Annotated in this window: 23 protein-coding genes; 11 read left to right on the top strand and 12 right to left on the bottom strand. The window is 73.9% G+C overall.

Going from position 1 to position 26,741, the window contains the following annotated elements; genetic code table 11:
* Positions 1 to 12: 12 nt before the first annotated feature.
* A complete protein-coding gene (sigJ, locus tag AC4BDD_RS12565) occupies positions 13 to 900 on the bottom strand; it encodes an RNA polymerase sigma factor SigJ (protein ID WP_490691083.1) in 888 nt (295 codons plus the stop codon).
* A 43-nt stretch (positions 901 to 943) separates the two neighbouring features.
* Entirely contained in the window at positions 944 to 1,444 is a 501-nt protein-coding gene (locus tag AC4BDD_RS12570) for a hypothetical protein (protein WP_490691084.1), read from the bottom strand.
* Between the two features lie 135 nt (positions 1,445 to 1,579).
* Between AC4BDD_RS12570 and AC4BDD_RS12575 the strand changes: the two genes are divergently transcribed.
* The gene (locus tag AC4BDD_RS12575) at positions 1,580 to 3,844 is read left to right on the top strand and encodes a protein kinase domain-containing protein (protein WP_490691085.1); all 2,265 of its coding nucleotides are present in this window, start codon (positions 1,580 to 1,582) and stop codon (positions 3,842 to 3,844) included.
* A 7-nt stretch (positions 3,845 to 3,851) separates the two neighbouring features.
* Here the strand turns inward: AC4BDD_RS12575 and AC4BDD_RS12580 are convergent, their stop codons facing one another.
* A complete protein-coding gene (locus tag AC4BDD_RS12580; RefSeq protein WP_490691086.1) occupies positions 3,852 to 4,211 on the bottom strand; it encodes an SH3 domain-containing protein in 360 nt (119 codons plus the stop codon).
* 178 nt (positions 4,212 to 4,389) lie between these two features.
* On the opposite strand from AC4BDD_RS12580, the gene AC4BDD_RS12585 reads away from it, so the two are divergent.
* Positions 4,390 to 6,651 (top strand): protein kinase domain-containing protein, encoded by a 2,262-nt coding sequence (locus AC4BDD_RS12585; protein WP_490691087.1) that lies wholly within the window; start codon positions 4,390 to 4,392, stop codon positions 6,649 to 6,651.
* 192 nt (positions 6,652 to 6,843) lie between these two features.
* Here the strand turns inward: AC4BDD_RS12585 and ilvD are convergent, their stop codons facing one another.
* From ilvD to AC4BDD_RS12605, 4 genes are all read right to left on the bottom strand, one after another.
* Positions 6,844 to 8,694 carry a dihydroxy-acid dehydratase gene (ilvD, locus tag AC4BDD_RS12590; RefSeq protein WP_490691088.1) on the bottom strand — a complete coding sequence of 617 codons (1,851 nt, stop codon included), beginning with the start codon at positions 8,692 to 8,694 and terminating at the stop codon, positions 6,844 to 6,846.
* A 174-nt stretch (positions 8,695 to 8,868) separates the two neighbouring features.
* On the bottom strand, positions 8,869 to 9,660 hold the full coding sequence (locus AC4BDD_RS12595; RefSeq protein WP_490691089.1) for a TetR/AcrR family transcriptional regulator: 792 nt from the start codon (positions 9,658 to 9,660) through the stop codon (positions 8,869 to 8,871).
* Positions 9,657 to 10,481: a sugar phosphate isomerase/epimerase family protein gene (locus tag AC4BDD_RS12600; protein ID WP_490691757.1), complete on the bottom strand. Its 825-nt coding sequence runs from the start codon at positions 10,479 to 10,481 to the stop codon at positions 9,657 to 9,659. Before AC4BDD_RS12600 ends, AC4BDD_RS12595 begins: the two co-directional genes overlap by 4 nt.
* Positions 10,482 to 10,624: 143 nt before the next feature.
* Positions 10,625 to 11,557 carry a Ppx/GppA family phosphatase gene (locus tag AC4BDD_RS12605; protein ID WP_490691090.1) on the bottom strand — a complete coding sequence of 311 codons (933 nt, stop codon included), beginning with the start codon at positions 11,555 to 11,557 and terminating at the stop codon, positions 10,625 to 10,627.
* A gap of 64 nt (positions 11,558 to 11,621) precedes the next feature.
* Between AC4BDD_RS12605 and AC4BDD_RS12610 the strand changes: the two genes are divergently transcribed.
* Positions 11,622 to 12,512 carry a DUF3109 family protein gene (locus AC4BDD_RS12610; RefSeq protein WP_490691091.1) on the top strand — a complete coding sequence of 297 codons (891 nt, stop codon included), beginning with the start codon at positions 11,622 to 11,624 and terminating at the stop codon, positions 12,510 to 12,512.
* A gap of 292 nt (positions 12,513 to 12,804) precedes the next feature.
* Here the strand turns inward: AC4BDD_RS12610 and AC4BDD_RS12615 are convergent, their stop codons facing one another.
* Positions 12,805 to 14,748, bottom strand: coding sequence for a BACON domain-containing protein (locus tag AC4BDD_RS12615; protein WP_490691092.1), 1,944 nt, complete (start codon positions 14,746 to 14,748; stop codon positions 12,805 to 12,807).
* Between the two features lie 223 nt (positions 14,749 to 14,971).
* On the opposite strand from AC4BDD_RS12615, the gene radA reads away from it, so the two are divergent.
* Positions 14,972 to 16,387 (top strand): DNA repair protein RadA, encoded by a 1,416-nt coding sequence (radA, locus tag AC4BDD_RS12620; RefSeq protein ID WP_490691093.1) that lies wholly within the window; start codon positions 14,972 to 14,974, stop codon positions 16,385 to 16,387.
* A gap of 184 nt (positions 16,388 to 16,571) precedes the next feature.
* Complete coding sequence (gene disA, locus AC4BDD_RS12625; RefSeq protein WP_490691758.1) at positions 16,572 to 17,630, top strand: DNA integrity scanning diadenylate cyclase DisA; 1,059 nt, start codon at positions 16,572 to 16,574, stop codon at positions 17,628 to 17,630.
* A 127-nt stretch (positions 17,631 to 17,757) separates the two neighbouring features.
* Here disA and AC4BDD_RS12630 read toward each other — a convergent pair whose 3' ends face one another.
* Positions 17,758 to 18,570, bottom strand: a complete 813-nt coding sequence (locus tag AC4BDD_RS12630; RefSeq protein ID WP_490691094.1) for a hypothetical protein — start codon at positions 18,568 to 18,570, stop codon at positions 17,758 to 17,760.
* 193 nt (positions 18,571 to 18,763) lie between these two features.
* Between AC4BDD_RS12630 and AC4BDD_RS12635 the strand changes: the two genes are divergently transcribed.
* Positions 18,764 to 19,396, top strand: coding sequence for a phosphatase PAP2 family protein (locus AC4BDD_RS12635; RefSeq protein ID WP_490691095.1), 633 nt, complete (start codon positions 18,764 to 18,766; stop codon positions 19,394 to 19,396).
* 43 nt (positions 19,397 to 19,439) lie between these two features.
* Here the strand turns inward: AC4BDD_RS12635 and AC4BDD_RS12640 are convergent, their stop codons facing one another.
* The 3 genes from AC4BDD_RS12640 to AC4BDD_RS12650 form a co-directional block, all read right to left on the bottom strand.
* On the bottom strand, positions 19,440 to 20,102 hold the full coding sequence (locus AC4BDD_RS12640) for a response regulator (protein ID WP_490691096.1): 663 nt from the start codon (positions 20,100 to 20,102) through the stop codon (positions 19,440 to 19,442).
* Between the two features lie 198 nt (positions 20,103 to 20,300).
* The gene (locus AC4BDD_RS12645; protein WP_490691097.1) at positions 20,301 to 22,031 is read right to left on the bottom strand and encodes a sensor histidine kinase; all 1,731 of its coding nucleotides are present in this window, start codon (positions 22,029 to 22,031) and stop codon (positions 20,301 to 20,303) included.
* A 60-nt stretch (positions 22,032 to 22,091) separates the two neighbouring features.
* On the bottom strand, positions 22,092 to 22,556 hold the full coding sequence (locus AC4BDD_RS12650) for an NAD(P)-binding domain-containing protein (RefSeq protein WP_490691098.1): 465 nt from the start codon (positions 22,554 to 22,556) through the stop codon (positions 22,092 to 22,094).
* 64 nt (positions 22,557 to 22,620) lie between these two features.
* Here AC4BDD_RS12650 and AC4BDD_RS12655 point away from each other — a divergent pair, with 64 nt between their 5' ends.
* The 5 genes from AC4BDD_RS12655 (at position 22,621) to cseB (ending at position 26,735) form a co-directional block, all read left to right on the top strand.
* Positions 22,621 to 23,055, top strand: a complete 435-nt coding sequence (locus AC4BDD_RS12655; protein ID WP_490691099.1) for a winged helix-turn-helix transcriptional regulator — start codon at positions 22,621 to 22,623, stop codon at positions 23,053 to 23,055.
* 93 nt (positions 23,056 to 23,148) lie between these two features.
* Positions 23,149 to 24,153 (top strand): HhH-GPD family protein, encoded by a 1,005-nt coding sequence (locus AC4BDD_RS12660; protein ID WP_490691100.1) that lies wholly within the window; start codon positions 23,149 to 23,151, stop codon positions 24,151 to 24,153.
* Between the two features lie 481 nt (positions 24,154 to 24,634).
* Positions 24,635 to 25,192: a SigE family RNA polymerase sigma factor gene (locus tag AC4BDD_RS12665; protein ID WP_490691101.1), complete on the top strand. Its 558-nt coding sequence runs from the start codon at positions 24,635 to 24,637 to the stop codon at positions 25,190 to 25,192.
* Positions 25,180 to 26,022 carry a hypothetical protein gene (locus tag AC4BDD_RS12670; protein WP_490691102.1) on the top strand — a complete coding sequence of 281 codons (843 nt, stop codon included), beginning with the start codon at positions 25,180 to 25,182 and terminating at the stop codon, positions 26,020 to 26,022. Before AC4BDD_RS12665 ends, AC4BDD_RS12670 begins: the two co-directional genes overlap by 13 nt.
* 8 nt (positions 26,023 to 26,030) lie before the next feature.
* Entirely contained in the window at positions 26,031 to 26,735 is a 705-nt protein-coding gene (gene cseB / locus AC4BDD_RS12675) for a two-component system response regulator CseB (protein WP_490691103.1), read from the top strand.
* The last annotated feature ends 6 nt before the right edge of the window (positions 26,736 to 26,741 follow it).

Consider the following 26,741-nt stretch of genomic DNA (forward strand, 5'->3'; position numbering starts at 1 on the left):
GCGGACCCCCGGTCACAGGTCGTCGAAGGCCAGGTGTCCGAGCTTTTCGGGGTTGAGGACGACGTCGAGCCAGGTGATCCGGCCACCGGCGCCGACGGTGATCGCGATGATCCCGGCCTGCCCGCCGGTCCGGTCGACGAAGAGCAGGCCGGGCGCCCCGTTGACCTCGCACACGGACAGCGAGGCGTGCGCGGGGTCGTAGCGGCGCAGCAGGCCCAGCAGCAGCCGGACGACCTTCTCGCCGCCGACCACCGGCCGACGCGCCGAGCTGACCTTGCCGCCGCTGTCCGCGCGCCACACCACCTCGGGGTCGAGGACCGCCATCAGCCCCTGGAAGTCGCCGCCGGCGATGGCGTGGAGGAAGGCTTCCACGGCCCGCCGGTGTTCGTCGCGGTCCACACTGCGGCGCGGCGTTCCGGCGCGTACGTGCCGCCGGGCGCGGGAGGCCAGCTGCCGTACGGCCTCGGGGGTACGGCCCACCACCTCGGCGATCTCCGTGAAGGGCACCGTGAAGACGTCGTGCAGGATGAACGCGGTGCGCTCGGCCGGAGTGAGCCGCTCCAGGACGGTGAGCATCGCCATGCCCACCGATTCGTCGAGCGTGACCCGGTCTTCCGGGGACTCGGCGGCGGGCGCGTCGGAGACCAGCGGCTCCGGCAGCCAGGGGCCGACGTAGGTCTCCCGGCGGGCACGGGCCGAGCGGAGCTGGTTGTAGCAGATGCGGCTGACGACGGTGGTGAGGTAGGCGCGCGGCTCCTCGGCGGCCCCGTCGGGCAGGGACTGCCAGCGCAGCCACGTCTCCTGGACCGCGTCGTCGGCGTCGGCGACCGACCCGGTGATGCGGTAGGCGACGCCCCACAGCCGGGTCCGGTGTGTCTCGAAGTCCGCCAGCTCGGCCATGGGCCGCGTTCCTCCCCCTGTCGTCCTCGGGCCCGCCGGCCCGCTAGCGCCGCTTCCTCTTCCGGGCGGCGGCCGGGTTGCCGGTGCGGGCGGCGCGGCGTCGCTGGTGGGCGGCGCGCCGCTCCTCGTACTCCGCGCGCAGCAGCTTCTCGCCCGGCGCCTCGATGAGGCTGCGGCAGAAGTAGGCGAGCAGGATTCCGACGAAGCCGATGCCCTTGATGCTGCGCATCGACCGTTCGGTGGCCTCGTCCCCGGGGGGCTGCGGGCGCCGGCGGAACTCCTGCCAGGTGCGGCGGAAGGCCAGCGCGCCGCAGATGGCGATGGCGGCGACCAGCAGGGTGTTGAGCAGGCCGCCGGACTCGGCGACGGCGATGCCCTGGACGGCGATCAGCAGCACGAAGGCCCCGGCCGCCGCGCCGGTCAGCGAGGAGAGGGCGACCGCGACGCGGCGCGCCGCGTATCCGCCGTCGTGGTGCACCCAGGTCGTCCCGAAGAACCTGAGGGGCTCCGGCTGGGGGCCGTCCGGCCGCTGCTGTTCGCTCATGGCTCCGATTATTCACCGCGCCTCTTTCGCCGGGCCGGTCGGCCGAGACCCGTCTGCCGTGCCCACAGGCCGCCGTTTAGGCTGGGGCTTCGCTTGAGGCGTGCGGGGGGCGTGGGGCCGCGGGGAGGAGAGACGGTGCCGCTGAGTTCCGGGGATCCGGAATCGTTGGGCGACTACCGGCTGGAGGACCGGCTCGGATCCGGTGGGATGGGGGTCGTCTATCTGGCGCGCTCGCCTTCCGGGCGGCAGGTCGCCGTGAAGGTCGTCCACGCCCAGTTCGCCGAGGACGAGGAGTTCCGGATCCGGTTCCGGCAGGAGGTGGCGGCCGCCCGGCAGGTCAGCGGCGCGTTCACGGCGCCGGTGGTGGACGCCGATCCGGACGCGACCCGGCCGTGGATGGCGACGCTGTACGTACCCGGGCCCACGCTCGCCGAGCGGCTGACCAAGGGTGAGCCGCTGGACGCGGGCCAGCTGCGGCAGTTGGCGCTGGGGCTGGCCGAGGCGCTGCACGACATCCACCGGGCCGGGGTGGTCCACCGCGATCTGAAGCCCGCGAACGTGCTGATGGCCGAGGACGGCCCGCGCGTCATCGACTTCGGCATATCCCGCGCGGGGGACAACCAGACGCTGACCATGACCGGCCGGGTGATGGGCACCCCACCGTTCATGTCGCCGGAGCAGCTGAAGCGGCCGCGTGACGTGACGCCCGCCTCCGACGTCTTCTCGCTCGGCGCGCTGCTGGTGTACGCGGTGCGCGGGCGCGGCCCGTTCGACGCGGACAGCCCGTACATGACGGCGTATCAGGTGGTGCACGAGCCGCCCTCGCTGGAGGAGGTGTCCGAGCCGCTGCGCGCCATCGTGGCGCGCTGCCTGGCCAAGGACCCCCAGGACCGGCCCGCGCTGCCGGAGCTGATGCGGCTGCTGCGCGGTCTGCCCGAGGAGGGCGAGGTGCGGATCGCCGGCGCCGAACCGCCCGCCGAGCCCGCGGATTACGAACCGACCAGCCCGGGGAAGCGGCGGCGGCGCCGGCTGCTGGCAACGGTGGCGGCGACGGTGGCCCTGGGCCTGGGGGCCGCCGCGATCACCCTGTACGGGGGGCACGGCGACGGGGACGGGGTCCGGGCCAGCAAGAAGCCGATGACGGCGCCCCGGCAGCTGGGGGTGCCGGCCGGGTTCAGACCGTGGCAGGCGGACCTGCCGAAGATGGCGGGCCCCACCAATGTGCATGTCATGGGCCTGCCGCCCGGCTGCAAGGCGCAGGGCACCGCGCTGTTCTGCGGCGGGAATTTCCCGACCGTGCGCATCGACGGGCGCGACGGCCACGTCGACTGGCGTGCGAAGGACCTGGTCCTGGAGATCGGGGACCCGGACAACGGAGGAAGTTCCACCAATTCCTCGCCGTTCGCGGTCCACGACCGCCTGGTCTTCCTGCACGACACCCCCGCCGAGGACTCCTTCCGGCTGGTCGCGCTGCACGCCGACTCGGGGAGGATCGCCTGGTCGCACCGGGTGAGTCCGGTGGCCGCCTCGATGCTCGTCGGCGACCTGGTGGTCTCGCCCGATGTGGACGGCGACACGCTGATCGCGTGGGACGCGAGAACCGGCAGGACGCGGTGGACCGCCCCGTCGCCGCGGGGCTACGACTGCTCGCCGACGGCGGTCGGCGACGAGCTGTACGCCACCTGCGACTCCTACGACGAGGACCCCGGCTCGCTACTGCTCCGGCTGGACAAGCGGAACGGTGATACGCACAGGGTGGGGGTGGTCGAGGGCTTCGACACCTCCCTCGGGGTGCACGACGGGGAGCTGCTGTTCCTGCCGTACACCGAATCGGAGCAGGACCCGTATCGCACCCTGCTCCGCATCGATCCGGAGTCCGGCAAGCGGCGCGAGGTGACGCTGCCGGACAACGCCCTGGGGCAGCCGACGCTCGTCGGCGACCGCCTCTTCTTCGTGCAGGACAGCGGCCGGGTGACGCTGGTCGATCCCTCGGACGGCGACGAGCTGTGGAGCACCCCGTCCTCGGTGGAGCGGATGGGCCCGCCGACCGTCTCCACTCAGGCCCGCAGCGTCTACCTGGGCACCGCCAGCGGTCGGCTGCTCGCCCTCGACCTGGATTCGGGCGACGAGCTGTGGCAGACCCCCGCCCGTACGTCCGCGAGCGGGTTCGACGAGGCGCCCGAGGTCCTGGTGGTGCGCGGCGCGGTGGCCGGAATGACCATCAACGGCAAGGTCTTCTGCGTCGATCCCCGGCAGCCCGGCATCCAGCCGTCCCCGGCCGCCGATCGCACGGCGGCCGGATCCGGCTCGACGGCCGGATCCGGTTCGACGGCCAGAGCCGGTTCGACGGCCAGAGCCGGTTCGACGGCCAAGTTTGATTCGGCGGCCAAGTCTGACTGAGCGAGCGTCAGCTGTTGCACCGCACGGTGACGAAGCCGCTGCTGCCGGTCTTCACATACGCGTCGGAGACGTACTGACCGGGCCCGATGTTGTCCCAGATGTCGGTGGTGCCGTACGGGCCGGTCACCCTCTCGCCGCGGCGCTGGCAGCGGATCTGCACCCGCACGTCGTACGCCAGCGTCTTGACCAGCAGGCTGCTGGTGCTGGGCCCGCGGCGGACGTTGACCCGGTAGCCGGGCGCCACCGGATAGGTGACGGTGGCGGCCGCCGACTCGGCGCCCGCCGCGGCGTCCATCCCGGCCGCGGTGGTGTCGTCCTGCTCCGCGGTGCCGGTCGCTTCCGTCGCGGTGCTCTCATCCATGGCCATATCGGCCCCTCCCCCGTTGGATAACCGAATCCCCGTTTTCGGTACTTCCGTGATTCCTGGTTTCGGCCCGCGAGATGTGCGGGTCATGCGCAGGCTAGCAAGCCGCGCCCGGTCGCGTACGCGTCATCGACTAGGCTCGCTGCGTTGCTTTTGCGGCCGAATTCACGGGGGTGGGGGAATGCCGCCGCTGCGCAGCGCGGGGACCGGACCGGAAGCGGAAGATCCTGAGTACGCCGGGCAGTATCGCCTGGAAGCGCGCCTCGGCTCGGGCGGCATGGGAGTGGTCCATCTGGCCCGCTCGGATTCCGGGCTGCGACTCGCGGTGAAGGTGGTGCACGCGGATTTCGCCGCGGATCCCGAGTTCCGCGCACGGTTCCGGCAGGAGGTGGCGGCCGCCCGGCGGGTCAGCGGGGCGTTCACCGCGCCGGTGGTGGATGCCGATCCGGATGGCGAGCGGCCCTGGATGGCCACCCTTTACATTCCGGGCCCGACGCTCGCCGAACACGTCAAGCGGAATGGCCCGTTGGAGCCGGAGGAGGTGCTTCAGCTGGCTGCCGGGCTGGCGGAGGCGCTGCGCGACATCCACCGGGCCGGCGTGGTGCACCGGGACCTGAAGCCGAGCAATGTGCTGCTGGCCCCGGACGGGCCCAAGGTCATCGACTTCGGCATCTCCCGGCCGGCCGACAGCGATCTGCGGACCGAGACGGGGAAGCTGATCGGCACGCCGCCGTTCATGGCGCCCGAGCAGTTCCAGCGGCCCCGTCAGGTGGGCCCGGCGGCGGATGTGTTCGCGCTGGGGTCGGTGCTGGTGCACGCGGCGACCGGCAGCGGCCCGTTCGACTCGGAGAGCCCGTACATCGTCGCCTACCAGGTGGTGCACGACGAGGCGGATCTGGCGGGCGTGCCGGCGAAGCTGGTGCCGCTGATCCGCCGCTGCCTGGCCAAGGAGCCCGCGGACCGGCCCACTCCGGACGCGCTGATGGCGGCGCTGCGGGCGGTGCGCGGCCCGTACGCCCCGGCGCCGCGCGGCCCCTCTCCGCGGGTCCCGGCCCAGCGGGACGCCCTGCGGCGGTCCCCGGGCGGGGCGGGCGGCGAGGAGGAGACTCCGGGTTCCGCGCCGCGGCGCGCGTTGCGGTGGCGGTGGTGGGGCCGGGGTCAGGCGGCCGGGGTCAGGGTCACCGGGAGGGTGGGCCGGCTGCGCGTCGGCCGCGGCTGGCTGGCGGTGGGCCTGGCGATCGCGCTGGTGCTCGGCGCGGGCACCGTCTGGACGCTGCGTCAGATCGACGACTTCGAGCCCTCCGCCCGCCAGCGGACCACGCGCGAGACGCGGGAGCCGCTGCGGCCGTGGCAGGTCACGCTGGAGACACCCGCCGGCGGCCGGAAGCCGGGCAGCGGGCCACGGGCCGCCTACTGCAGTTACGGACACGGCGCGCTCTACTGCGCAGCGCCCGGGATCCGGGCCGCGCGGCTGAACCCGGCCGACGGCGCGGTCCGGTGGTCGCTGCCGGCCACCGGACCGGACCGGTCCGATGAGGCGGCCCCCACTCCGCCGGTGCTCGCGGGCGGGCTGGTGCAGGTGCTCTCCCCCGACGTCTCGCGGCTGGAGGCGCTGGACCCGGAGACCGAACGGACGCGCTGGACGCGTGATGTCTCGGCGTACGGCGGCCGGATCCATGCCGTCGGCGACACGACGCTGCTGGTGGCGGCGGACGGCACGGTCACCGCGATCGACGCGGCGAACAACGGGCGGCGGTGGCGGCACCGGGTGGACGGGCACGCCCTGCCCGGCTTCTTCACCGATGCCCGCGGCCGCCTCGCGTATGCCTACTCGGTGGCGGGCGACGGGTCGCGCACCCTGGTGAGCGCGGTCGACCCGGTGCGCGGCACGGTCCGCTGGAAGCGGTGGCTGAAGGGCGACCTCACGCCGGCGGGCGTCGCCGCGGACGGGACCTTGCACTTCACCCGGGGCGACGAGCTGAGCCGCACGGTGGCGATCGTCCGGTACGAGCCGGGCGGCGCCGAGCGGCAGGTGCCGCTGGACGCGCCGGTGGTCACCGCGGGCGTCACCACCTACGGCGACCGGGTCTATGTGCTGTGCGGCGACGGCGGGCTGCTGGCCGTCGACACCGGGCGGACCGGCGCCGGGCGGGCGCAGCTGTGGCGCCAGGAGACCTCGGTGGGCAATGCCTCGCCGCTGCTGGCCACCGAGGACCGGGTGTACTTCTCCTCGGCGGACGGGCGGCTGCTCGCGGTGGACGCCGAGGGCGGCGAGCTGGTGGGGGAGACTCCGCCGCGCACCGGCAAGGCGGGGCAGGGCTTCTCCGACACCCTGCCGATGCCGGTCGTGGCGGGCGGCCGGGTCTTCGGATCGGCGCCGGACGGGACGGTCTTCGGGGTCGACGAGCGGACGACCGCCAGCTGGCGCCTTGAGGGGGACTAAGGCGTAACCGGGGCTCCGCCCCGGACCCTCCCCCAGACTCCGTCCGGGGGGACCCCCACTCCTCAATCGCCGGAGGGGCTGGCCACGCGGCGGAGCCGCAATGGGTGCGACCCAGCCCGTCCGGCGATTGAGGACACGCCCGGAGGGCGTCCGGGGAGGCCGGGGGCTGGCCCCGGTTACGGGAAGCGCGGGTCAGCCGAGTTTGGTGACGTCGCGGACCGCGCCCTTGTCCGCGCTGGTGGCCATCGCCGCGTAGGCCCGCAGGGCCGCGGAGACCTTGCGCTCGCGCTGCTTGGGGGCGTAGACCCCGCCGAGCGCCTCGCGGCGGGCGGCCAGCGTGGCGTCGTCGACCAGTAGCTCGATCGAGCGGCCCGGGATGTCGATCCGGATCCGGTCGCCGTCCTCGACCAGCGCGATGGTGCCGCCGGAGGCCGCCTCGGGGGAGGCGTGGCCGATGGACAGGCCGGAGGTGCCGCCGGAGAAGCGGCCGTCGGTGATCAGCGCGCATGCCTTGCCCAGGCCCCGGCCCTTGAGGAAGGAGGTCGGGTAGAGCATCTCCTGCATGCCGGGGCCGCCGCGCGGGCCCTCGTAGCGGATGACGAGGACGTCGCCCTCCTTGACGACCTTGGAGAGGATCTTGTCGACGGCCTCCTCCTGCGACTCGCAGACCACGGCCGGGCCCTCGAAGGTCCAGATCGACTCGTCGACGCCGGCCGTCTTCACGACACAGCCGTCCACGGCGATGTTGCCCTTGAGGACCGCCAGGCCACCGTCCTTGGAGTAGGCGTGCTCGACGGAGCGGATGCAGCCGCCCTCGGCGTCCACATCCAGGGACTCCCAGCGCTCGGACTGGGAGAAGGCGGTCGCGGAGCGGACGCAGCCGGGGGCGGCGTGCCAGAGCTCGACGGCCTCGGCGGACGGCGAGCCGCCGCGCACGTCCCAGGTCTTGAGCCACTCGTCCAGCGAGGCGGAGTGGACGGTGTGCACGTCCTCGTTGAGCAGCCCGCCGCGGTACAGCTCGCCGAGGATGGCCGGGATGCCGCCGGCGCGGTGCACGTCCTCCATGTAGTACGTGCCGCCGGGGGCGACGTTCGGCGCGACCTTGGCCAGGCACGGGACCCGGCGGGAGACCTCGTCGATGTCGCTGAGGTCGTAGTCCAGCTCGGCCTCCTGGGCGGCGGCGAGCAGGTGCAGGATCGTGTTGGTGGAGCCGCCCATGGCGATGTCGAGCGCCATGGCGTTCTCGAAGGCGGCGCGGGTGGCGATGTTCCGCGGCAGGACGGACTCGTCGCCGTCCTCGTAGTACCGCTTGGTGATCTCCACGACCGTGCGGCCGGCGTTCTCGTACAGCGCGCGGCGGGCGGTGTGGGTGGCCAGCACCGAGCCGTTGCCCGGGAGGGAGAGGCCGATGGCCTCGGTGAGGCAGTTCATCGAGTTGGCGGTGAACATGCCGGAACACGAGCCGCAGGTGGGGCAGGCGTTCTCCTCGATGCGCAGCACGTCCTCATCCGAGACGTTCTCGTTGACCGCGTCGACGATGGCGTTGATCAGGTCGAGCTTGCGGACCGTGCCGTCCACCAGGGTGGCCTGGCCGGCCTCCATCGGGCCGCCGGAGACGAAGACGACCGGGATGTTCAGCCGCATGGCGGCCATCAGCATGCCCGGGGTGATCTTGTCGCAGTTGGAGATGCAGATCAGCGCGTCCGCGCAGTGCGCCTCGACCATGTACTCGACCGAGTCGGCGATCAGGTCGCGGGAGGGGAGGCTGTAGAGCATGCCGCCGTGGCCCATCGCGATGCCGTCGTCCACCGCGATGGTGTTGAACTCGCGGGGCACCGCGCCCGCCGCGCGGATGGCGTCGGAGACGATCCGGCCCACCGGCGCCAAGTGGGTGTGCCCGGGCACGAACTCGGTGAAGGAGTTGGCCACCGCGACGATCGGCTTGCCGATGTCCTCGCTCGCTACGCCCGACGCCCGCATGAGGGCGCGGGCGCCCGCCATGTTGCGGCCATGGGTGACAGTGCGGGACCTCAGCTCTGGCATGGTCGCTCGCTCCTTCAGACGTCGCGACGTATGGGGCTGCTACGAGCCTACGCCGCGTCTTTGGGGCCGGGACGGTTTGTCCACAGGCCGGGACGGCAGGTTGTCCACAGACCGGGGCGCCGAGTGCCGGGCGGGTCGGCGCCGTGGGCTCCCCGCCAGGTACCGCCGGGCGGGTCAGCTCTCGGTCAGGTACCGCTGGATGGTCGGCCCGACCATGGCGACGATCTCGTCGATCGGCTTGGAGGAGATCGGCTCCGTCTTGATCACATACCGCAGCATGGCGATCCCGATCAGCTGCCCGGCCGCCAGCTGGGCCCGGAACCTCGGCTCCGGCACGTCGCCCAGCTCGCTGGCCATCCTCTCCAGGATCCGCCGCTCGATCAGCTTCCGCAGCACTCCGGCCGCGGTCTCGTTGGTCAGCGCGGAGCGCAGCACCGCGAGCATCGGGGCGCGGGTCGCCGGGCTCTCCCACACCCCGAACATGGTGCGGGCCATGCGCTCGCCCACGCCCTCCCGTTCACCGGCGGCGACCGCTTCGGGCACGGACAGGGCGGGCGCGAAGCTCAGCTCGATGGCCGCGGCGAAGACCTGCTCCTTGGTGCCGAAGTAGTGGTGCACCAGCGCCGGGTCCACCCCGGCCGCCTTGGCGATGCCGCGCACCGAGGTCTTGTCGTAGCCGCGCTCGGCGAATTCGGTGCGGGCCGCGTCCAGGATGCGGTCCCGGGCGCCGGGGCCGTCGGCCGCGCCGGTCCGGGCCGGGCGGCCGCGGCGGCGCGGCGCGGGAGCGTGGGCCGGAGCGGGGTCGGGGACCGGAGCGGGGTCGGGCGCCGCCGCGCCCGGGCCGGGCTCGGTGCGGCGCGGCTCGACGGAACGTGACGCATCGCGCCCGAGCTCGGCGGCCGCAGGCTCGACGGGGCGCGGCTCGGCGGGGCGCGGCTCGGTGCGGTGCGGCTCGGCTGCGGTCATGAGCCGGGCACCGTGCTCGGCGAGGCGAGGTGGAGCCGGGTGAAGGCCAGCGCCTCCGCCAGGTCGGCCTCGCGCTCGGCGGCGGACATCGCCCGGCGGGTGTTGACCTCGACGACCACATGGCCGTCGAAGCCTCTCGCGGCGAGCCGTTCCAGCACCTCGGCGCACGGCTGGTTGCCGCGTCCGGGCACCAGGTGCTCGTCCTTGTTGGAGCCGGATCCGTCCGCGAGGTGGATGTGCGCCAGCCGGTCACCCATCCGGTCGATCATCTTCAGCGCGTCGGTGCGGGCGGTGGCGGTGTGCGACAGGTCGACCGTGAAGTGCCGGTAGTCGTCGTTGGTGACGTCCCAGTCCGGGGCGTAGGCGAGCATCTCGCGGTCCCGGTAGCGCCAGGGGTACATGTTCTCCACCGCGAACTTCACATCCGTCTCGCCGCACATCCGCCAGATGCCGCGGACGAAGTCCCGGGCGTAGGCGCGCTGCCAGCGGAACGGCGGGTGCACCACCACGGTGGAGGCGCCCAGCCGCTCGCAGGCCGCCTTCGCCCGCTGGAGCTTCACCCACGGGTCGGTGGACCAGACCCGCTGGGTGATCAGCAGACAGGGCGCGTGCACGGCCAGGATGGGGACCTGGTGGTAGTCGGAGAGTCTGCGCAGCGAGTCGATGTCCTGGCTGACCGGATCGGTCCACACCATGACCTCGACCCCGTCGTACCCGAGGCGCGCGGCGATCTCGAAGGCCGTCGCCGTGGATCCGGGATAGACCGACGCCGAGGACAGGGCGACCTTGGCGTCCGGGATGCGGACCGCCGGCCCCACCACTGGCTCGACCGCAGGCTCTACCACTGGCTCTGTCACGAGGGACAGCGTACGGCCGCCGGTCTTGGCACCCGTCGAGCCGGTAGGGCCGGTTGGCCCGGTCGGGCCGGAGGGGCCAGTCGGACCGGTGGCCCCGGTCGGGCCGGTCAAGGGGTGGGCAGGTGGTCGAGGCGGCGGAGGATCAGCCCTTCGCGCAGCGCCCAGGGGCAGATCTCCAGCTCCTCGACCCCGAACAGGTCCATCGCGCCCTCGGCGACCAGCGCGCCGGCGGCCAGCTGGTGGGCCCGCCCCTCCGACACCCCGGGCAGGTCGGCGCGCTGCACCGTGGGCATGACCGCCAGCTTGGGGACCCACTCCTCCAGCGACCGGATGCTGAGCTTGCGGGTGGTGTACGGGCCCTCGGCGGTGCGGGCGGCGCCCGCGATCCGGGCGAGCTGCTTGAAGGTCTTGGAGGTGCCGACGACGTGGTCCGGGGGGCCGAACCGCTTGAAGTCGCCGACGATCCGGGCGATCTGCGCCCGCACGTGCCGGCGCAGCGCGCGGACGTCGTTGGGATCCGGCGGGTCGCCGGGCAGCCACGCGGAGGTGAGCCGGCCGGCGCCCAGCGGCAGCGAGGCCGCGATGTCCGGCTCCTCGTCCAGCCCGTACGCCATCTCCAGCGAGCCGCCGCCGATGTCGAGCACCAGCAGCCGGCCGGCGGACCAGCCCAGCCAGCGGCGGGCGGCGAGGAAGGTGAGCCGCGCCTCCTCCTCGCCGGTGAGCACGGTCAGCGAGACCCCGGTCTCCTCGGCGACCCGGGCCAGCACCTCGTCGGCGTTGGTGGCCTCGCGGACGGCCGAGGTGGCGAACGGAAGGACCTCTTCGACGCCCTTGTCCTCGGCCGCGACCAGGGCGTCCTTGATCACTGAGATCAGCTGGTCGATGCCGTGCGGGCCGATGGCGCCGTCGTCGTCGAGCAGCTGCGCCAGCCGGAGCTGGACCTTGTGGGAGTGGGCCGGCAGCGGGCGGGCGCCCGGGTGTGCGTCCACCACGAGCAGATGGACGGTGTTGGAACCGACATCCAGGACTCCGAGTCTCATGCCTGCACGCTACTGCGCCCACCGAGCGGTCATGCACCCGTCCCCGCACCCATACCCTGGAGAGGTGGCAAAGACGAAAAAGCCGAAGCAGGGCAAAGCAGCCAAAGCGGCCAAGGTAGCGAAAGCCGTCGAGGTCGCCGCAGCCGCCGGCGCCGCCGAGGGCCGGCAGCCGGGCGACGAGGTCGGCCTGGACTTCGCCCGCGCCTGGGTGGAGTTCCCCGACCCGGCCGACGACGAGCAGGTCTTCCGCTGCGACCTGACCTGGCTGACCTCCCGCTGGACCTGTGTCTTCGGGCAGGGCTGCCAGGGCATCCAGGCGGGCCGGGCGGCCGACGGCTGCTGCACCCTGGGCGCGCACTTCTCCGACGAGGAGGACGAGCAGCGGGTGGCGCGCGAGATGTCCCGGCTCACCCCCGACATCTGGCAGTTCCACGACGTCGGCCACGAGACGGGCTGGGTGCAGACCGACGAGGACGGCGACCGCCAGACCCGCCGGTACGAGGGTTCGTGCATCTTCCAGAACCGGCCCGGGTTCCCGGGCGGCGCGGGCTGCTCGCTGCACATCCTGGCGCTGCGGGAGGGCCGGGAGCCGCTGGAGACCAAGCCGGACGTGTGCTGGCAGCTGCCGGTCCGGCGGACGTACGAGTGGATCGACCGGCCGGACGACAGCCGGGTGCTCCAGATCTCGATCGGCGAATACGACCGCCGCGGCTGGGGCCCGGGCGGCCATGACCTGCACTGGTGGTGCACCTCGGCCACCTCGGCGCACGGCGCCGGCAAGCCGGTGTACCTCTCCTACCGCCCGGAGCTGATGGAGCTGATGGGCCCGGCGGGGTACGCGAAGCTGGCCGAGCTCTGCGAGGCCCGGCTGGCCTCCCAGCTCCCGCTGCTGGCCCCGCACCCCGCCGACCCGCCCGGCCCGATGGCGGCCCTGGACCCGGCGGACCAGGGCTGACCGGGCCAGGGCTGACCGGGCCGGGGTTGACCGGCTGCTGACCGGGCCAGGGCTGATCGACGGCTGACCGGGCCAGGGCTGATCGACGGCTGACCGGGCCAGGGCTGATCGACGGCTGACCGGGCCAGGGCTGATCGACGGCTGACCGGGCCAGGGCTGATCGACGGCCGGAACGCGGAGTGTGTGCGGCCGCGGAGTGGGTGCGGCCCGCGGAGTGTGGCCGGCCTGCGGTGCCTGGGCGGCGCCGACCTGCGGTGCCTGGGCGGCGCGCCACACGCGGCCGGGCCGGGTGTCAGCGCGCCCCGGCGGGGGCCGGCGAGGCCGACGAGGAGGTACCGGCCGGCTCGGCGGGCTGGTCCGGGATCGGGGACGGGTCCGAGGAGCCGGGGGTGGTCGGGTCTGGCTCGGCGGGCGCGGCGCCCTCCCCCTCGATGGTCACCACCCCGCCGTACGGGCCGACCTCCACCCGTGCCCTCCACTGCCCGGCCGGCTCCTGGTCGTGGTCGACCGAGACCGTGATCGTGGTGGACTCGCCGGGGTTCAGCACTCCGGCGGTGTGGCTCAGCTGGAGCCACTCGGCGCCGGCCACCGCCGACCAGCGCACCGGCGAACCGCCGGACGCGGTCAGCGTGATCACCGTGACGTCGCCGCTGGGCTGGGCGTCGACCGTCAGCCGCCCCGGCCCCGGCGTGGGGCGCTCCGGCCCGGGGCTGCCCGAGCCGTCACTGGGCGCTCCGCCCGGCCGGGGCGCCGGGGTGCCCGGGTGCGGGCGCTCGCTCCGGGCCCGCCGGTGGCTGTCGGTGTCGGTCACCTCGACCGAGACGTCGATGCCCATGCCGTCCGCCCGGGACCCGTCCCGGTTCTGTGCGCCGTCGTCCCCCAGACTCCGTCCGGGGGGACCCCCATGCGCGTAGCGGTGACCCTCGAGTTCCTCCGTACCGTCCTGCTGTGCGGCGACCGCCTCCGGTTCGCTGCCCTCACCGGTCATCGGCGCTCCCCGATAGGCCGCCCACAGCGCGAGCACCGGGGCCGCCACCACCGTCGCCACCACTGTGGTGGTCATCGCCCGGCTGCGCAGCCGGCTGCGCCGGGCGGCCCGGTCCCTGGGGTCCAGCGGGAAGCCCAACCGGTCGAAGCGCGGTCCCGCGCCGGCGCGCGCCGGGCGCATGTGCAGGGCGCACAGCATCGCGGCGTGCACCGCCGCCCGGGGTGCGTCGAGCACCGGCAGGGCGGCGGGCGCGACGGCGGTGCCGGGCCACGGCCCGCCCGCGGTGGCCCGCTCCGCCCGGCGGCGGCACTCCCGGCAGTCGTCGACGTGGCGCACCAGCTCGCGGCGGAGCGCGGCGGAGAGCAGGACCTGGCTGTCCCCGGCGAGCCGGGCCACGACCGGACAATGCCCGAGCTCCACGACGGCGAGGGCGGCACGCGTCCGCTCCACCTCGCAGGCGGCGCTGGCCAGCAGCGCCCGGGTCTCGTCCCGCTCCCGGCCGAGCACGGCGGCGACCTCCTGCGGCGTGAGCTGGTGACGCACCGCCAGCTCCAGCGCCTCGCGCTGCTCAGGGGTGGTCCCGGCGGCCTCCGGCCAGGCGAGCGCGGCCAGCTCCCGGTGCCGCGCCGCGGCCCTGGCCGCCGCCGCGCCGTCGGCCCCGGCGGGGTCCATCGGCCCGCACGCCCCCGATCCGTCAGGGCCCGGTGCGGCCGGCCCCGATCCGGTCGGCTCGGCGCCGCCGGACCCCACCGTGGGGCCGTGCCCCGCCGTCGGGCCGTGCCCCGCCGTCGGCCGGTGCGGACCGGCTCCGGCGCGCGGGTTGCGTTCGGTCCGCCCGCCGCGCTCAGCCCCCGTATGACGGTCGGTCGTCGCATGGCGGTCGGACCCAGCGTGGCGTTCGGTCCCCACCTGGCGGTCGGTCCCCGCGTGGCGTTCGGCCAGGCGGCGCAGGCAGGCCCAGCGGGCGAGGGCGTAGAGCCAGGAGCGGCGCAGATCGCTGTCGACCGGGGGTCGCCTGCCGCGGCCGCGCTCGCGCTGGCGCTCGGCCACCGCGAGCGCCTCGCCGAGCGCGGCGGCCGCGGCGTCGTGGTCGCACAGGACCGACAGGCAGTACGTGAAGAGGCCGTCCAGGTAGGGCTCGTAGCGCGCCGGGGGGCGCGAAGGGCGGGCGGCGTCGGAGCTCGGGGCACGGCGGTGCGCCCGGTGTGCGCCGGTGGCATGCGTGGAGTGCTCGGACCGTCTGCTCATCACCCGGTGACCGTAGGCGTGTAATGCAGAAACACCCGCTCGCCTCGACCAGGATTAACCCCTACGGGTGACCATCTCCCTCAAAAGAGGACAGGTATCCCATCATTCAGGCCCGAAATCTGATAAGAGCTCCCGGAATCGAAACCGGTCGCGAAACCGGATTCTCGGCAGGGCCGCCCGGGGTCTCCCCCCACTGTCGGTGCCCGGCGCTAGCGTTACCGGCATGGCTGCCCGTACCTCCCGCTCGTCCGCCAAGGACCGGCCCTCCTACCGCTGCACCGAATGCGGCTGGACCACCGCCAAGTGGCTCGGCCGCTGCCCCGAGTGCCAGGCATGGGGCACGGTCGAGGAGTTCGGCGCGCCCGCCGTGCGGACCACCGCCCCCGGCCGGGTCACCTCCGCCGCCGTACCCATCGGCCAGGTCGACGGCCGCCAGGCCGCCGCCCGCGGCACCGGCGTGGACGAGCTGGACCGGGTGCTGGGCGGCGGGCTCATCCCCGGAGCGGTGGTGCTGCTCGCCGGCGAGCCGGGGGTCGGCAAGTCCACCCTGCTGCTGGACGTCGCCGCCAAGGCCGCCAGCGAGGACCACCGCACGCTCTACATCACCGGCGAGGAGTCGGCGAGTCAGGTGCGGCTGCGCGCGGACCGCATCGGCGCCCTCTCCGAGCACCTCTACCTGGCCGCCGAGACCGACCTGTCCGCCGTCCTCGGCCACCTCGACACGGTCAAGCCGTCGCTGCTGATCCTGGACTCCGTACAGACCGTGGCCTCCCCGGAGATCGACGGCGCGCCGGGCGGCATGGCCCAGGTCCGCGAGGTCGCCGGGGCGCTCATCCGGGCGTCCAAGGAGCGTGGCATGGCCACTCTGCTGGTCGGCCATGTCACCAAGGACGGCGCCATCGCCGGTCCCCGGCTGCTGGAGCACCTGGTCGACGTGGTGCTGCACTTCGAGGGCGACCGGCACGCCCGGCTCCGCCTGGTGCGCGGCGTGAAGAACCGCTACGGCGCCACCGACGAGGTCGGCTGCTTCGAGCTGCACGACGAGGGCATCACCGGCCTCGCCGACCCCTCCGGGCTCTTCCTCACCCGCCGCGCCGAGCCGGTGCCCGGCACCTGCCTGACCGTGACCCTGGAGGGCCGCCGGCCGCTGGTCGCCGAGGTGCAGGCGCTCACCGTCGATTCCCAGATCCCCTCCCCGCGCCGCACCACCTCGGGCCTGGAGACCTCCCGGGTGTCGATGATGCTGGCGGTGCTGGAGCAGCGCGGCAAGATCAGCGCACTGGGCAAGCGGGACATCTACAGCGCCACGGTCGGCGGCGTGAAGCTCTCCGAGCCCGCCGCGGATCTCGCCGTGGCGCTCGCGCTGGCCAGCGCCGCGAGCGACACCCCGCTGCCGAAGAACCTGGTCGCGATCGGCGAAGTCGGCCTGGCCGGTGAGGTCAGGCGGGTCACCGGCGTGCAGCGGCGGCTCGCCGAGGCGGCCCGGCTGGGCTTCACGCACGCCCTGGTGCCCGCCGATCCCGGCAAGGTCCCATCCGGCATGCGGGTGACCGAAGTCGCGGACATAGGGGACGCGCTCCGGGTTCTGCCCCGGCGCGTACGCCGGGAGGCCCCGCGGGAGGACGCCGACCGCCGGTAGACTTTGCCCTGGTCTCGCCCGTCGACGCGGTAAGACGCCGCCCGGCGGACGTACGCAGAGCCGGACGGCGTACGCACACCAGGACGGCTGGGGGCGGCCCGCGGCACGTGAAAAGACCTGGCGACGGAGGAGTGCAGTGGCAGCAGGCGACCGGGCAGCAGCTCCCGGCAAGGCCGATGGTCTGATGCGCGCCTCCCTGAGCGCGGTGGCACCGGGCACGGCGCTCCGCGACGGCCTGGAGCGCGTCCTGCGCGGCAACACCGGCGGCCTCATCGTGCTGGGCTTCGACAAGACCGTCGAATCGCTGTGTACCGGCGGTTTCGTGCTCGATGTCGAGTTCAGCGCGACCCGGCTCCGTGAGCTGTGCAAGCTCGACGGCGCGATGATCCTTGACAAGGACATCACCAAGATCGTGCGGGCGGGGGTGCAGCTGGTCCCGGACGCGTCCATCCCGACCGAGGAGACCGGCACCCGGCACCGCACCGCCCAGCGCGTCTCCATCCAGACCGGCCTGCCGGTGGTGTCGGTCAGCCAGTCGATGCGGCTGATCGCCCTCTACGTCGACGGTGAGCGGCGCGTCCTGGAGGAGTCCGCGGCGATCCTCTCCCGCGCCAACCAGGCCCTGGCCACCCTGGAGCGGTACAAGCTCCGGCTGGACGAGGTCGCCGGCACCCTCTCCGCCCTGGAGATCGAGGACCTGGTCACCGTTCGGGACGTCACCGCGGTCGCCCAGCGCCTGGAGATGGTGCGGCGGATCGCCACCGAGATCGCCGAGTACGTCGTCGAGCTGGGCACCGACGGCCGGCTCCTCTCCCTCCAGCTGGACGAGCTGATCGCGGGCGTCGAGCCGGAGCGCGAGCTGGTCATCCGCGACTACGTCCCCGAGCCCACCGCCAAGCGCACCCGCACGGTGCCCGAGGCGCTCGCCGAGCTGGACCGGCTCAGCCACGCCGAGCTGCTGGAACTCCCCATCGTGGCCCGCGCCCTGGGATACAGCGGCTCCCCCGAAACGCTCGACTCCGCGGTCTCGCCGCGCGGCTTCCGGCTGCTGGCGAAGGTCCCCCGGCTGCCGGGAGCGATCATCGAGCGGCTGGTCGAGCACTTCGGCGGACTGCAGAAGCTGCTGGCGGCCAGCGTGGACGACCTCCAGACAGTCGACGGCGTCGGCGAGGCACGTGCCCGTTCGGTGCGCGAGGGACTCTCGCGGCTCGCCGAGTCCTCGATCCTCGAACGCTACGTGTAGGACAGCGCCGACAGCGCCGGGTACGGAAACAGGGCGCGGATTGGTTCCGCGCCCTGTTCGGACTCCCTACCTGTTTCGGACTCCCTACGTGTGAGACTCCCCGACCGCCCTGTCGGGGAGCCTGGTCTCAGTCCTTCTCCAGCACGAACGACACCTGCGCCGCGCCCAGCCCGCTCACCTTCGCCTCGACCAGGTACGTGCCCGGTCCGGCGGTGGCGGTACCGGACGGCTTCGCGCAGTCGGCCGCGCTCTTCTTGCGGTCCCACTCCACGGTCCGCTTGGTCTCGCCCTTGCCGGGCACCTCGAGGAAAGCCATCGCGCTGCCCTTGGGGCAGTCGCTCGTCGCCCACACATGGTCGTTGTCGGAGTTGGTGATGGTCAGCGAGGCCGAGGCGCGGCCGAAGTCCACCTTGCAGGCGGTGTTCGACGCGTTCTTGACGACCATCTCGAACACCGGCTTCTCACCCGGCGCGTAGGAGTTCTTCACCTTGGAACCCTTGACGCTCCGCACCGTCAGCTCCACCGCGCCGGCCTTGCAGTCCGCCAGCTGGGACCCGGCGGGCAGCACCGGGCTGGAGCCGCTGCCGATGCCCTGTCCGGCCCCGCCCACGGCGCCGCCGGAGCCCGCGGATCCGCTGCCGCCGCTCTCTCCCGCGCTGTCGCCGTCCTGGCCGGTGCCGCCGTCCGCTGCCTCGTCCCGCCCGCCCGGCCGACTGCTGTTGACCGGCCCGGTCGCGGACGGACCCGGGGTGATGGTGCCCGCCGATCCGCTCTCGCCCGCGCCTTTGCCGTCGTCCTCCTTGCCACCGCCGGAACCGCCGAGGCTGAAGGCCCAGACGACCAGCAGGACGGTGAGCGCGAGCAGCAGCAGCGCAACTGCCCTCCGTCGCCAGTAGATGGAGGAGGGAAGCGGCCCGATCGGATTGCGCAGAGATCCCACGCGGAAACTCTACGAGAGATCCGCCGCACGACCAGCCACTACCCGCCGCAGAGCTCGGCAACTTTTCCCATCATCCGACCGGACCGGCCCCCTCACCCGGTCGGCCGGACCCCGCCGGTTACGACTTTCGTCAGGTGCGACGGCTGCCGATCGCCCCATGTGGCGGGGCGTACCGATCTATAACGTCCCCGGCATGACCAGTACGGATCTCTATCGCACCATCACTGACACCGCCCATGACTCGCCCGACTGGCTGCATGACCTGGCCGAATTCGGTACCGACGCGGGGCTGCTGATGCTGGGTGCGGCCGCAGTCGCGGCCTGGTGGCGGGCCCGCCGCCACACCGCGCGGACTCTGGCCCTCACACTGCTGATACCGCTGGCCACGGTTCTGGCGTACGGATTCAGCGAGATCGCCAAGACCGTCGTGGATGAGGAGCGCCCCTGCCGCGCGGTGGACGGCGCGGCACCCCCGATCGCCGCCTGCCCACCCCCGGGTGACTGGTCGTTCCCCAGCAACCACGCCACCCTGGCAGCCGCGCTGGCGGTCGCGACGGCGTTCGCCTGGCGGAGGTCCGGCGCACTGCTCCTGCCGGTGGCGGCGCTGCTGGCCTTCTCCCGGGTCTTCGTCGGCGTGCACTATCCGCATGACGTAGCCGCCGGCTGCCTGCTCGGCGCGCTGGTCGCCGCCGTCTGCGCCCGCTTCCTCGCCGGGCCGCTGACGGCCCGTATCGAACGCGCCCGTTCGGCGGCGAGCGCCGCGTGGCTGCTGGGCAGCGCCAGCGCGTCCGGAAGGCCACGCCCGCACCGCCTCACCCCTCGCTGACCAGCTCACTTCCCACTGGCCCGTTCACCCGCCACTGACCAGATCACTTCTCGCTGACCAGCCCCGCCTCGTACGCCACGATGGCCGCCTGCACCCGGTTGCCGACCCCCAGTCGGCTGAGGACCGCGCTCACGTAGCCCTTCACCGTGCCCTCCACCAGGTGCAGCCGGCGCGCGATCTCGGCGTTCGACAGCCCCGCGCCGACCAGGGCCAGCACCTCGCGCTCACGTTCCGTCAGTGGTTCGATTCGCGCCCGCGCCGCCGCGCCACGGGCCAGGCGCTCGCCGCCCAGCTCGGCGATGACGTGGCGGGCCACGGCGGGCGACAGAAACGCCCCGCCGTCCGCCACCGCCCGCACCCCCGCGAGGAGTTCGTACGGATCCCCGGACTTGAGCAGGAAGCCGGTGGCCCCGCCGCCCAGCGCGCGGGCGATGTACGCCTCCTCGGAGAAGGTGGTCAGCATGGCGACGGCGGTCCCCGGCGCGGCGCCCCGGACGATCTCCTCGCAGGCCGCCAGCCCGTCCAGCCTCGGCATCCGGATGTCCAGCAGCGCCACATCCGGACGGTGGGCCCGTGCCGCCTCCACCGCCGCCCGCCCGTCCCCGGCCTCCGCGACGACCTCGATCCCCGGATCGGCGGCGAGGATGGCACGCACCCCGGCCCGGATCACCGCCTCGTCGTCGGCGAGCAGCACACGTACCGTCATGGCGTCAGCGTAAACAGCACGGCCCCGCCCATCGGCCACGAGGAGCAGCCGATGGGCGGGGCCAGCGCCTTCTCCCCTACTCGTGCTTGCGGGGAATGTACGGCGACTGCGTTGCCCGGTCGCGCCACTGCTCCGGCCCGGGGCACGGGGGAGGCTGGGGTGGACCGTGGAACCGGCCGCAGGTGAACCGCCCACTGCCTAACCCGTCCGCGTCCCTGCTCGGGGCACCACCGTCTTCGAGACCAGCCGACCGTCGCGGAAGCAGAGCCGGAAGTGGTCGACGCTGACGAAGAGTTCGTCGCTCGCGCGGTAGTAGCGGCAGTCGGCCCCGGCGGGTGGGGCCGGGGCGCGTTCGCTCGGCGGGTCGGTGGCGACCAGATCGGGCAGCAGCGCCTTGACCTCCGGGTAAGGGTCGCCGATGCGTAGCGCCGCGTAGTCCTCCGGGCTCAGCACCGCATGGGTGCGGGTGTACGCGTACCAGCCGAACGCCCCCGCCACCACGCACAGCGCGGCCGCGCCCACCCCGGCGTACGCCAGTGCCAGCCCGCGCCGCGTCGTCCGCCGGGCACGGGCGTACTCCTGTCCGGCGGCCGGGCTCCCGGGGGCGGTGGGCTCGGGGCGTACGGGCCCGTGCGGCAGGCGGGCGACCACCGCGAAGCCGTCCCCCCGAGGGCCTGCCGTGAAGGTGCCGCCCGCGAGCCCGACCCGCTCCCGCAGGCCGAGCAGCCCGCTCCCGGCCGAGCCGGCGTCGCCCGTGGCCGGGCCCGCCGACGCGGCAGGTGCGGGGCCGCCCGTGGTGACGACCGACACCATCGTCACCCGATCCGAGCCGCCCCATCGCCCTTCCGCCTCGGTCTCCTCGGTGACCGTCACCGTCACCGCCGAACCCGGGGCGTGCTTGGCCGCGTTGGTCAGCGACTCCTGGACGACCCGGTACGCGGCACGTCCGGCGATCGGTGTGAGGCCACCCTCGGCGCTCCCGGGCCGCTGCGCCCCACCGGGGGCCCCCTTCGCCGCTGTCCGCACCAGCCGCACCGGAAGCCCCGAGTCCGCCGCACGCTCGACCAGCGCCTCGATGGATTCCCCCGCCGGGACGAGGAGCGCGTCCTCCGCCGCCGGCTGCGCATCCTCGCGGAGCAGCCCGATGATCTCCCGGAGCCGCTCGGTCGCCTCGGCCGCCGCCACGCGCAGCTCCCCGGCCGCCGCCCGGTGGGCCTCGTCCATGCCCGGAGCCACCTGAAGGGCACCCGCGCGCAGCGCGATCAGGCTCAGATCGTGGCCGAGCGAGTCGTGCATGTCCTGGGCGATGCGGGTCCGCTCGCGCAGCCGTGCCCGGTCGGCGACGATCTCCTGTTCGCGTTCGAGCTGCGCGGCCCGGCTCCAGCCCGCCGCGTCCAGCGCCCGGGACTGGCGCCGGTGACGGCCGGTCAGCCAGGGGAAGATCGCGCCGAAGAGCAGCGTGGCGAGGAGCACCAGCCACCCGACGACCGGTTCGGTGGAGGGGCGGACGAGGGTGAGCGCGGTGCCGCCGGCCGCGATCGTGCCGAAGGCGAGCAGCGCGGGGCGGGCCGCCTGGGCGCGGCGGCCGAGCAGATACCCGGCAATGGACAGCGCGGGCCCGTACGAGACGGTGAACAGGGCCGGTGACGCGGCCAGGCCGGCCCCGGCGACCGTCAGCAGCGCGGCGACCGGCCGCCGACGGGACAGCGCCACGGCGGCGGCGAGCAGCAGGAGTCCGCCCAGCGTCTGCCACGCGGGCCGCCGCACCCCGAGCCCCAGCCGGTCGCCGAGGACCACGGGCACGGCGAGCAGGGCCCACAGCAGGAAGTCCCGCACCAGCGCACGGGACCGCGTCCCCGCTCGCGCCCCCTGGGACGGGCCCTGCTTCCCCTTCGGCGGTATCCCCGTCTGCGTCTGACTGCCGCTCATCGCCCAGACGCTACAAGCGCCCCTCCCCAACCGCCCCTGCCGGAGGTGAGGTCCTCGGCATCACACCGCCGCTTCAGGATCGTCGTCGATGGCGCCCGGGGCCAGGGCGGGGGACGGGAAGGCGTGGCGGGCCTCGCCGCCGGACCACCACACGCCGATGGCGAAGACCGCGGTCGCCTCCAGCAGCGCCGCGCGATCCAGGCCGCCGCAGGGCAGCGGGGTGCAGCCCATCGAGGTGATCAGCTCAGCCGTGAGCGTGGTGGCGGCCGGGGCGTCCGCGCAGAAGGGGACGGCCAGTGGCGCACCCTCGAAGGCCGGGCGCGGCAGCGTCCAGATGCTCTCGTGGCAGACGCCGAACACCTTGGCGACGCGGGCGTCCGGCGCCGCTGCCGCGGTGTCGCGGCCGCCGACCATGACCTGGTGTCCGGCCCGTACCCAGGCCCCGCCCAGCGCCGCCGCCATGGCGCCCGTACCGAGAATGCCGATGCGCATGCCCCTGCCCCTGTCCGTGTTGTGGGATGTCATGTCCGGGACGCTAGGCGGGCCGATACACACCACTCGGTAGGCATCGGCCCGGCAGGATGGCCGTATGGGAGGGCGGGGAGAGCCGCCGGAGCCGGACGGGGGCGACGACTTGGGTGGGGACGAGGACTTGGGCAGGGACGACCTGGGCGGGGATCCGTTCGCCGCGGACTGCCGGGCCCGGATCGCCTTCGAGGTGCTGGCCAACCGCTGGGACAGCGTGGTGGTCTACGTCCTCGGCGAGGGCGGCCCGATGCGGCCGCGTGCGCTGCTGGCCCGGATCGGCGGGCTCAGCCCCAAGGTGCTCAACGAGGCGCTGCGGCGGCTGGAGTACAACGGCCTGGTGGAACGCCGTCGCTATGCCGAGGCCCCGCCGCGCGTCGACTACACCCTCACCGAGGCCGGTGCCGCGCTGCTCACTCCGATCCGCGCCCTGGGGGCGTGGTCGGCGGTCCACGCGGACGCCGTCCTGGCCGCCCAGGACCGCTTCGGCCGTCCTTAGCTTCGTCGGGCGGCGCCCGCTCCGGGGGCGCGCCACGCGCGGGACCGCGACGTTTCCCGGGTGGGGCGGCGCCGTGCCAGGATCGTCATTGCCATGACTGCCATTCCCGCACCCGCCTCCGCGACCGCCTCCGCGGCTGCCTCCGCCGACTCCGCCGCCGCTACCGCCGCTGCCGTCGCGTCCGGCGGCAGCCCGTCCGTCGACGCCGATGGCGTGCGCCCGGACTCGCACGCCCTGCACCCGCCGGTCATCGACTGGTTCCGGGCGCACGCCCGCGATCTGCCGTGGCGCCGCCCCGAGGCCGGGCCGTGGGGTGTGATGGTGAGTGAGTTCATGCTCCAGCAGACCCCGGTGAGCCGGGTGCTGCCGGTCTACGAGCAGTGGCTGGCCCGCTGGCCGCGCCCCGCGGACCTGGCCGCCGAGCCGCCCGGCGAGGCGGTGCGGGCCTGGGGCCGGCTCGGCTACCCGCGGCGGGCGCTGCGGCTGCACGCGGCCGCGGCGGCGATACGGGAACGGCATGGCGGTGATGTGCCGCGCGACCACGCGCAGTTGCTCGCGCTGCCCGGCGTGGGCGAGTACACCGCGGCGGCGGTGGCCTCCTTCGCGTACGGGCAGCGGCACCCGGTGCTGGACACCAACGTCCGCCGGGTCTTCGCCCGCCTGGTGAGCGGCACCCAGTACCCGCCGAACGCCACCACCGCCGCCGAGCGCCGGCTCGCCCGCGAGCTGCTGCCGGCCGACGAGCCGACCGCCGCGCGCTGGGCCGCCGCCACCATGGAGCTGGGCGCCCTGGTCTGCACCGCCCGCACCCCGGACTGCTCGCGCTGCCCGGTCGCGGCGCAGTGCGCCTGGCGACTGGCCGGTTCCCCGGCGCACGACGGCCCACCGCGCCGCGGCCAGACCTACGCCGGCACCGACCGCCAGGTGCGCGGCAAGCTGCTGGCGGTGCTGCGCGAGGCGGTGGACCCGGTGCCGCAGGCGGTCCTGGACCGGGTGTGGAACGAACCGGTCCAGCGCGCCCGCGCCCTGGACGGCCTGGTCGCCGACGGTCTCGTCGAGCCCCTGCCCGGCGCCACCTACCGCCTCCCTCTCACCTGACCGGCTCCACCCCGGCCGCCGGCTGACCCGGTCTCGCGCCACCTGATCGCGGCGCGAGGCCCACGGCCGGCAGCGGCGCGCTCCACTGCGGCGTTACGACGCCGAGCGCCGCCCGCGCGGTCAGGCGGTGGCCCGTGCCGCGCCCCGCCCCGCGGCAAGCCCCTGTCACACACCCCGCCGCACGTCTGTCACGCGCCCCGCCACGCGTCTGTCACACGCCCCGCCGCACGTCTGTCACGCGTCCTGTGACAAGGCTGTGACACTCCAGCCACCGCACCAGGACAGTCGGCTCTCTCACCGCCGGTTGTTACACAATCTATGGCTGGCTGTGCAGGCTCCGCAGTGCTTCCGTACGGAAGTCCGCAACAGCTCCTCCGTAGCGTCCTCATCGCGTCGTCGGGAATGCGACCGGCGCCGCGCGACGCGCCGCACGACCGGCGGCGCGCGACGTGGGGAACACAGCGGAATGGAGGGCTGCGAGATGGCCAGCAGCGGCAAGGTTCTGGATTTCGAGGAGTACGTGCGGAACCGGCAGGACGCGCTGCTGCGCAGTGCCCGCCGTCTGGTTCCCGACCCCATCGAGGCCCAGGACCTCCTCCAGACGGCTCTGGTGCGCACCTACGGCCGCTGGGACGGCATAGCCGACAAGTCCCTGGCCGACGCCTACCTGCGCCGCGTGATGATCAACACGCGCACCGAGTGGTGGCGCGCCCGTAAGCTCGACGAGGTTCCGACCGAGCAGCTGCCGGATGCCCGCGTCGAGGACAGCACGGAGCAGCACGCGGACCGTGCGCTGCTCATGGACATCCTCGGGGTGCTCGCGCCGAAGCAGCGCAGCGTCGTGGTGCTGCGACACTGGGAGCAGATGAGCACTGAGGAGACGGCGGAGGCCCTGGGAATGTCCACCGGCACGGTCAAGAGCACGCTGCACCGGGCGCTGGCCCGGCTGCGGCAGGAGCTGGAGAGCCGTGATCTGGACGCCCGCGCCCTCGGCCGACATGTCGGCGAGGAACGGGGGCAGGATCGGTGCGCGGCCTGACCAAGGTCCGGGACCTGGCCAGCGTCCGAGGCCGGGACAGGTGCCCGGCCGGGGACCGGGCCCAGCGCCGGGCCAGACCTGGCAAGACCGCCGTGATCACGGGCGGCGCGGTCGTCGCTCTCGCGGCGGCCGGCGGCTTGGTGCTGGCCGGATGCGGCAGCGGCGGGGAGGGGTTGCGGCAGGAGGGGAAGGCGGACACCGCCAAGCTCCAGACTCCCTCCGCCCCGGATTCGTACAGCAGCGGCTCGGCGGAGGACTCGGGAAGGGCCTCGGCCAAGCCGCCGACGCCTGTTCCGGCCAAGGTCAACGCCGTCCGGCTGGTCAAGGCCGACCCGAAGGTCAGCACCGAGCTCAAAGCCAGCCTCCAGCCGTGTGACGGCAGCGAATACCCGGTGGACGTCCGCTACGGCGCGCTCACCGGCAAGTCCGCGACCGATGTCGTGGTCACCGTGCGCAACTGCGAGGACAGCTCCGGGATCGGCTCGTACGTCTACCGCAAGCAGGGCGGCAGGTACGAGAACGTCTTCACCGACGAGCAGGGGCCGCTGTTCGCGGACATCGACCCCGAGGGCAAACTGATCGTCACCCGGATCGTCTTCACCTCCGACGCCGGCGGCCCGGCCGGCCAGGACGAGACCATCTACGAGTGGGTCCCCACGCGTGAGCAGTTCGTCGAGACGACCACGTCGCACACGGACTACGGCGACTCCGCGGAGAACCCGAGCACCGGGGACGACCAGGACGGCGGGGAGACCGCGGACAGCGGCGGGACCGGGGAGAGCGGCGACCAGACCCCGGCGCCCGCGGTCGATGACGGAACGGAAGGCTGACAGCAGCGGTGGCCGAAACCCATGTGCTCTTCGTCGAGGACGACGACGTCATCCGCGAGGCCACCCAGCTCGCGCTGGAGCGCGACGGCTTCGTGGTGACCGCGGTGCCGGACGGGCTGACCGGTCTGGAGCAGTTCCGGGCCAACCGGCCCGATATCGCGCTGCTCGATGTGATGGTGCCGGGCCTGGACGGGGTGAGCCTGTGCCGCCGGATCCGGGACGAGTCGACCGTCCCGGTCATCATGCTGTCCGCGCGCGCGGACTCCATCGATGTGGTGCTCGGCCTGGAGGCCGGGGCCGACGACTACGTCACCAAGCCGTTCGACGGCGCGGTGCTGGTGGCGCGGATACGAGCCGTGCTGCGCCGCTTCGGGCACGCCAGCGGACCGGGCGGCGCGGCGGAGGCGGGCGAGGCGGAGCCCGAGGGCGGGGTGCTGCGCTTCGGGGACCTGGAGGTCGACCCGGAAGGCATGGAGGTCCGCAAGGCCGGTGCCCCGGTGGCGCTGACCCCGACCGAGATGCGGCTGCTGCTGGAGTTCTCCGGCGCGCCGGGCACCGTGCTCTCCCGGGACCGGCTGCTGGAGCGGGTCTGGGACTACGGCTGGGGCGGCGACTCGCGCGTCGTGGACGTCCATGTGCAGCGACTGCGCGGCAAGATCGGCCAGGACCGGATCGAGACGGTCCGCGGCTTCGGCTACAAACTCAAGCCCTGATCGGTT

This window comes from Streptomyces sp. JLBT605 (genome assembly GCF_058215555.1).